The sequence below is a fragment of the Kamptonema animale CS-326 genome, assembly GCF_028330895.1.
In the GTDB taxonomy this organism is placed as follows: Bacteria; Cyanobacteriota; Cyanobacteriia; order Cyanobacteriales; family Microcoleaceae; genus Kamptonema; species Kamptonema formosum.
In genome coordinates this window covers 1-7,746 of the sequence record NZ_JAQMUA010000305.1, presented here as the reverse complement: position 1 = coordinate 7,746, position 7,746 = coordinate 1, and the positions used below count along the sequence as shown (strand labels likewise).

4 protein-coding genes are annotated in these 7,746 nt (G+C 44.6%); 3 read left to right on the top strand and 1 reads right to left on the bottom strand.

Translation table 11 applies throughout. The features are described 5' to 3' along the window. The 3 genes from PN499_RS17785 to PN499_RS17775 all read left to right on the top strand — a co-directional run. Window positions 1–1,974 (top strand): CHAT domain-containing protein (locus tag PN499_RS17785; RefSeq protein WP_272033430.1); only part of this gene is annotated, 1,974 nt, incomplete at its 5' end. 95 nt (window positions 1,975–2,069) lie between these two features. After that, the gene (locus PN499_RS17780; protein WP_272033429.1) at window positions 2,070–5,432 is read left to right on the top strand and encodes a CHAT domain-containing protein; all 3,363 of its coding nucleotides are present in this window, start codon (window positions 2,070–2,072) and stop codon (window positions 5,430–5,432) included. Window positions 5,433–5,506: 74 nt separating this feature from the next. Beyond that, window positions 5,507–6,964 (top strand): RecQ family ATP-dependent DNA helicase, encoded by a 1,458-nt coding sequence (locus tag PN499_RS17775; RefSeq protein ID WP_272033428.1) that lies wholly within the window; start codon window positions 5,507–5,509, stop codon window positions 6,962–6,964. Between the two features lie 189 nt (window positions 6,965–7,153). Here the strand turns inward: PN499_RS17775 and PN499_RS17770 are convergent. Continuing rightward, the coding region (locus tag PN499_RS17770; RefSeq protein WP_272033427.1) for a DUF2079 domain-containing protein at window positions 7,154–7,746 on the bottom strand (593 nt) is incomplete at its 5' end.

Below are 7,746 nucleotides of genomic sequence, written 5' to 3'. Positions count from 1 at the left end.
GTAGGCGATCGCGCTGGGGAAGCTACCTCCCTCAACAATATCGGCTTAGTCTACTCAGAATTGGGAGAAAAACAGAAAGCGCTAGAGTATTACAGCCAGTCCCTTCCCCTGAGACGGGTAGTAGGCGATCGCGCTGGGGAAGCTACCTCCCTCAACAATATCGGCTTAGTCTACTCAGAATTGGGAGAAAAACAGAAAGCGCTAGAGTATTACAGCCAGTCCCTTTCCCTGAGACGGGTAGTAGGCGATCGCGTTGGAGAAGCCCTCAGTCTTTTCAACATTGCTTATGCCAAACGCGAGCAAGGTAATCTTACCGAAGCCCTCACTAACATTGAAGCTTCCATCAAAATTATTGAAGACCTCCGCACCAAAATTGCCAGCCCCGATCTCCGCACCTCTTACTTTGCCACCGTACAAAACTATTACCAGTTCTACATTGACCTGTTAATGCAACTGCACAAAACTAATCTCAACTCTGGTTATGATACTAAAGCTTTTGAAGCCAGCGAACGCTCCCGCGCCCGCAGCCTCCTTGAACTCCTAAAAGAAGCTAATGCCGATATTCGCCAAGGCATTTCCCCAGAATTATTGCAACAAGAACGCAGTTTACAACAACAACTTGATGCCATTGAAAAACGGCGAGTAGAAGTTCTCAGTCGCCCCAATTCTACCCCCGAACAAAAAGCAGAATTAGACCAAAAACGGCAAACTTTACTAGGACAATATCAGGACATTCAAGCCCAAATTCGCGCCACCAGTCCCCGCTACGCCGCCCTCACCCAACCGCAACCCCTCACCCTTTCACAGATTCAACAACAAATCCTCGATCCCAATACAATTTTACTCCAGTATTCTCTAGGAAAAGAGCGCAGCTATCTCTGGGCTGTATCCAAAACTAGCATTACCAGTTATGAATTACCCAAAGCTGCCGATATCGAGAACACAGCCCGTAATTTCTATGATACTGTCACTAAGCAGCGCTACCGAAATAACCCGAATCGATTAGCTGAAACTAACAATGCTATCAGTCAAATGATCTTACAGTCGGTAGCAGCACAACTCGGTCAAAAACGCCTGCTCATAGTTGCCGATGGCGTTCTGAATTATCTTCCCTTTGCTGCCCTCTCGCTGCCAGAAAAGTCTGGTCAAAATCCGAATCAGCCTTTAATTGTAGACCATGAAATTGTGCTGCTGCCTTCGGCTTCCACCTTAGCCAGTTTAAGACAAAATTACAATGATAGACAACCCCCTAGTAGGACTTTAGCCATTCTCGCCGATCCAGTTTTTAGTGCTAACGATGAACGAGTGAAAAGTGGTTATTCAACCGCTACTCAGCAAGCAATAGAATCAGCAAATCTTGGTTTAAGCCGCTCTAGCCGCGACAATGACGTACAGTTTCCACGTTTAAATTTTACTCGCCAAGAAGCGGAAATTATTCAAGCATTATTCCCCGCTAATTCTCGCACTGAATCTTTAGATTTTGATGCCAGCCGTGCTACCGCAACTAGCCCGAATTTAAGCCAATATAAAATTATTCATTTTGCCACTCATGGTTTAGCTAATAGCGTTCACCCCGAATTGTCAGGAATTGTAATGTCATTAGTTGACAAAAATGGCAATCCTTTAAATGGATTCCTGCGACTAACTGATATTTTTAATCTGAAGTTATCAGCAGATTTAGTGGTTTTAAGTGCTTGTCAAACTGGCTTAGGTCAAAACATTCAAGGTGAGGGGATGGTAGGATTGACACGCGGATTTATGTATGCAGGGGTGAAGCGAGTGGTGGTGAGTTTCTGGAATGTGGACGATGAAGGGACGGCTACATTAATGGCGAGTTTCTATCAGGGAATGCTGCAAAAAGGGTTAACGCCAGCGGCGGCATTAAGGGCGGCGCAATTGGAAATGTTGCAGCAGGAAAAGTGGCGTTCTCCCTATTATTGGGCGGCTTTTACGCTTCAAGGAGAATGGCGGTAAATAGCTGTTTTCCGACGGGTTTAAACCGCTACCAGTAGCAACTTCGCCTACATCGATTATGATAGATTAACAAAGTCTTTGGTGAGCAGGTGGTTATGAAACTCATGCTTTGCGTTTGGGGGCGTTGGGGGTTAGCTGTAGGTGCGACTATCCTGATGGGATCTGCCGCCGCGCCAAATCCCCAGACATTTGAAAGTTTTGCTGATTTTTGTACAAACAAAGCGAATTTGACCCCTGAAACCAGACATACGGTGGAGGTGTTGCTATCAAAAGCAAAAACCCAAGAGTGCGATCGCGCTCAAAAAACACTGAGTAATCTCACAGAACTTTCCCTGATTCGCAATCAAATAGTCGATATCAAACCATTATCAAAGTTCACCAATCTGAGAAAGCTTAACCTCAGTTTAAATCAAATAACAGATGTGCAACCCTTATCGGGACTGACTAATCTGAGATTTCTCACCCTCAATTTTAATCAAATCTCCGACGTGAAACCATTATCGGGGCTGACTAATCTGACAGACCTTTTCCTCGAAGCCAATCAAATCGTAGATGTAAAACCTTTAGCTGGGTTGACTAATCTAACAGGGCTGTCCCTCGCATCTAATCAAATTGTAGATGTGACACCTTTATCGAGAATGACTGAGTTAAATTTTCTTTATTTAAGTGACAATAAAATTGCAGATGTGAAACCATTATCGGGATTGACAAATCTGATACTGCTTTTCCTCGCATCAAATCAAATCACAGATGTCAAACCTTTAGGGGGATTGACAAATCTGACCGCCCTAGACATCAGTAGAAATCAAATCGCAGATATCAAACCTTTAGCGGGATTGGTAAATCTGACAAACCTCGATCTCAGTAGAAATCCAATCCCGGATGGGGAAGCCGATCGATTAATTCAGAAAAACAAACAACTATTAAATCAAAAAACAGATGAAGCCGAGCGATTGATGCAGGAAGCTAGGCGATTATTCACTCAAGAAACAGCAGCATCTTATCAGGAGGCGTTGCAAAAGTTTGATGCAGCGCGTTCGCTTTATCAAATGCTTAGAAATCGGGAAAAGGAAGCTTACACGCTGCATCAAATGGGCTTCATTACTAATAGATTAGGAGACAGACAGCAAGCCCTGAACTACTACAAGCAAGCCCTTTCTTGGAATCGGACTTTAGCCGATCGCCCTAAACAAGTCGTCATCCTCAACAACATTGGGGCCGTCTACTATGCTTTGGGAGAGAAACAGCAAGCCATCGACTACTATAACCAAGTCCTTTCCCTAATTCGGGAAATGGGCGATCGCCCTGAAGCAAGTATCAACCTCAGCAACATCTCGAACCTACCCGCAAACAGCGACACATCTTTGGGCGATCGCACTGCGGAAGCCACCACACTCAACAACATCGGCTTAGCCTACAAAGATTTGGGAGAAAAACAGAAAGCAAAAGAGTATTTTAACCAAGCCCTTCCCTTATTCCGCGCTATGGGCGATCGGGCTAAGGAAGCAACTACCCTCACCAATATTGGCTTAGTCTATTCAGATTTGGGAGAAAAACAGCAAGCCCTCGACTACTACAAACAAGCCCTAGATTTGAGACAAAAAGCGGGCGATCGGCGTGGAGAAGCCCTCACCCTCAACAATACAGGTACTATTTACTCAGAATTGGGAAAACCGCAGAAAGCCGAAGAATACTTCAATCAAGCCCTGTCTTTGTTTCGCGCTGTGGGCGATCGTCCTGGGGAAGCTCTCACCCTCTACAATATGGCTAATATCAAAGGCGATCGAGGCAATTTAATCGCAGCCCTGACTGACATTGAAACCTCCATCAAAATCATCGAAAACCTCCGCACCAAAATTACCAACGACGAGCTCCGCATCTCATACTTTGCCACGGTACAAGACTATTACCAGTTCTACATTCACCTGTTAATGGAACTGCACAAAACCAATCCCAAATCAGGTTACGATCGCAAAGCCTTAGAAGCCAGCGAAAGTTCCCGCGCCCGCAGCCTCCTCGAACTTCTTCAAGAAGCAAACGCCGATATTCGCCAAGGTGTCGCCCCGGAATTATTGCAGCGAGAACGCAATTTACAACAGCAACTCGATGCCTTAGAAACACGCCGAATCGAAACTATAAGCCGCCCCAATTCTACCCCCGCAGAAAAAGCCGAATTAGACCAAAAACGCCAAACTTTACTAGGAGAATATCAGGACATTCAAGCCCAAATCCGCTCCACCAGTCCCCGGTACGCCGCCCTCACCCAACCGCAACCTTTAACCCTGGCACAAATTCAACAACAAATCCTCGATGAGAATACAATTTTACTTCAGTATTCTTTAGGGAAAGAGCGCAGCTATCTCTGGGCTGTGACTAAAACCAGCATCAGCAGTTATGAATTGCCCAAACAGGCCGACATTGAAAAAGCCACCCGCAATTTCCGCTATGCTGTGACTAACCAGCGCTACCGAAACATCCCCTATCTAATCGCTGAAGCTAACAACACGCTTAGTCAAATTATTTTACAGCCCGTAGCAGCACAACTCGGTCAAAAACGCCTGCTGATAGTTGGCGATGGCATTCTCAATTACCTCCCCTTTGCCGCCCTCTCACTCCCCGAAACACCCGGTAAAAATCGGAATCCGCCTTTAATTGTAAACCATGAAATTGTGCTGCTTCCTTCCGCTTCCACCTTGGGAATATTAAGACAAAACTACAATGATAGACAACCCCCAACTCGGACTTTAGCAATGCTTGCCGATCCAGTTTTTAGCGCTGACGATGAACGAGTCAGAACCCAGTCTAATAGCGCCAATCCCCAAGCAATAGAATCAGTAAATCTCGGTTTAAGCCGCTCTAGCCGCAACAATAACATACAGTTGAGCCGTTTAAAATTCACTCGCCAAGAAGCTCAAATCATTCAAGCGTTAGTACCAGCTAATTCTCGCACCGAATCTTTGGATTTTGCAGCCAGCCGCGCCACAGCAACCAGTCAGAACCTAAGCCAATATAAAATCATTCATTTTGCCACTCATGGTTTAGCGAATAGCACTAACCCGGAACTATCGGGAATCATCTTGTCACTGGTAGATGAAAAGGGCAATCCCTTAAACGGATTCCTGAGACTTACTGATATTTTCAATCTGAAGTTATCAGCAGATTTAGTAGTTTTAAGCGCCTGTCAAACCGGATTAGGGCAGAACATTCAAGGCGAGGGCATGGTAGGATTGACACGGGGATTTATGTATGCAGGGGCTCAGCGAGTGGTAGTGAGTTTGTGGAGTGTAGACGATGAAGGAACGGCTATATTAATGTCGAGTTTCTATCAAGGAATGCTGCAAAAAGGGTTAACACCAGCGGCGGCATTAAGGGCGGCGCAATTGGAAATGTTGAAGCAAGAAAAGTGGCGTTCTCCTTATTATTGGGCGGCTTTTACGCTTCAGGGGGAATGGCGGTAAATTGCTGTTTTCTGACAGTTGGAAATAGCTAAGTTTTAGTTTATTATATAATTAACAATATTTTTGAAGCAAAAGTGCAAGATTACCCAGAAGAAGTATCTTTAAATCAGGCTCGCGCTGCCTTCCAAAATATCTGGGGCTACGAAGATTTCAGAACCCCTCAAGGTGAAATCATCCACAGCCTACTATCAGGAAAAGATGCCCTAATTATCATGCCTACAGGTGGTGGTAAATCGATCTGTTTTCAACTGCCAGCCTTGTTACAAACTGGTTTAACATTAGTAATATCGCCGCTGGTGGCATTGATGGAAAATCAAGTACAAGAATTGCGCGATCGCTCTCTCCCCGCTGGATTAATTCACAGTCAATTACCTGCACAGCAGCGCCAGAAAGCATTGCAACAAATACAGCAGAATCAGTTAAGATTGCTGTATTTATCCCCAGAGACATTACTCAGTAAAGCCATCTGGGAAAGTATCAGCCAGCCGCAGATTCAAATTAATGGTTTAATATTAGATGAAGCTCATTGTTTAGTGCAATGGGGTGAAACTTTCAGACCAGCTTATCAGCGTTTGGGAACTGTTCGCTCTACCTTACTAAAATCTAAGCCAGCGGGGAGTAAAATTGCAGTTGCAGCTTTTACTGCGACGGCCGATCCCCAAACTCAGCAGACAATTCAGAAGGTTTTACAACTACAAAAACCAGACAAATTTCTGCTCAATCCCTATCGCGAAAATCTGAACTTACGAGTTCAAATAGTTTGGACACCTAGAGGAAGGCGACAACAGTTATTAAAGTTTATTAACGCTAGAAAAAAACAAGCTGGGTTAATCTATGTTCGGACTAGGAAAGATAGCGAAAGTTTAGCAGCGTGGCTAGAAGATGAAGGCTATATAACAGCAGCATACCATGCTGGATTGAGTGCAGAAGAACGAAGGGAAATAGAAAAAGCTTGGTTAAATGGAGATATCCAATTTGTTGTCTGCACGTCAGCATTTGGGATGGGGATTAATAAATCTAATGTTAGATGGGTTGTACATTTTCAAGCGCCACTGCTATTATCAGAGTATATTCAAGAAGTCGGACGGGCGGGGCGTGATGGTAAACCAGCGGAAGCATTAACATTAATAAGCGAGCCCACAGGTTGGTTATATCCCGAAGATAAGCAGCGGCGAGAATTTTTTGAAGATAAATTGCGATCGCAATATCAGACAGCTCAACAATTAGCCAAAAAACTGCCATTACAAGGGGACGTTGAAGCAATTTCAAAGCAATTTCCAGAAGGTGCGATCGCTTTATCAGTTTTGCACAGTTCAGGTCAGCTTAATTGGCGAGATCCCTTCAACTACAGTATCAATAAATCGGCGCGATCGCTCTCTGGCGAACAACTCAATCGGACAGCAGCACAACAAATGTCTCAGTATCTTACAACTCGTCAGTGTCGATGGCAATTTTTGTTACAAGCTTTTGGCTTTGAAGAAGTAGCTAAATCTCTGCATTGTGGTCATTGCGACAACTGTAAAAAGAGTTAATTGCTAACTGTACTCATTCCATTTTAGTGTAATTTGGATATAATACTAAATCTACCTTAAATACCCCCTTTATTCTTTAAGTCCGCGTAGGCGGACTTCGTTTGTGTAGTAGCGATTTCAATCGCTGAACTATCTGCCTTCCCCTTCTTCCCCTAGCCCTGAGCATCGTAGCCCCTAGCCCCTAACGGATCATTTTAAGATGGGTTCTATTTGTTCACGAAAAGCTTTCCATTCAGTTACAGAATTAGGTTCAGAAACAGCACCTTTTTGCATTAAAATTACCCCATCTTGAAAGCCAACAATTCCATACTCTCCAGAACTAGAAAGCTGCTCGATTATAGGCGCGATCGCACGCAATTGTCCTCTTTCCCGTTTAAACGCTACTTGATACTGCTGCAAATGCCAAAGGTCAGCAATTAAATATTCCATCTTGACCAATTCTCGCGCATCATTTCGCAATTCCAACATCGGAAGCCTGAGAATTTCCCGGCGGCTAGACAAATGCGGCACGATATAATTAGTCGCAGCTACGCTGGCATCTGATGGAATCCGATTTAAGAGCGATCGCATTTGACTGACGTGCTGCCATTGGCGAGTCAAAGAGACGTATACCAAGGGATCGATCGCATCTGGCAAAATAAAAGAAAAAGTCCGATTGGGATTAGAAGTGAAGGTAAAAAACAGCGATAAACAGATGCAAAATGCCCAAAAGCGCTGAAATCTTAAGGATGGGGAACGGGGGAGAGAGGGAGCAGAGGGGCGGGGGGGCAGAGGGGCAGGGG

What these genes read in the sequence shown, in the direction of transcription:
- PN499_RS17780 (WP_272033429.1), top strand. Translation starts at nt 2,070, where the DNA reads ATGAAACTCATGCTTTGCGTTTGGGGGCGTTGGGGGTTAGCTGTAGGT.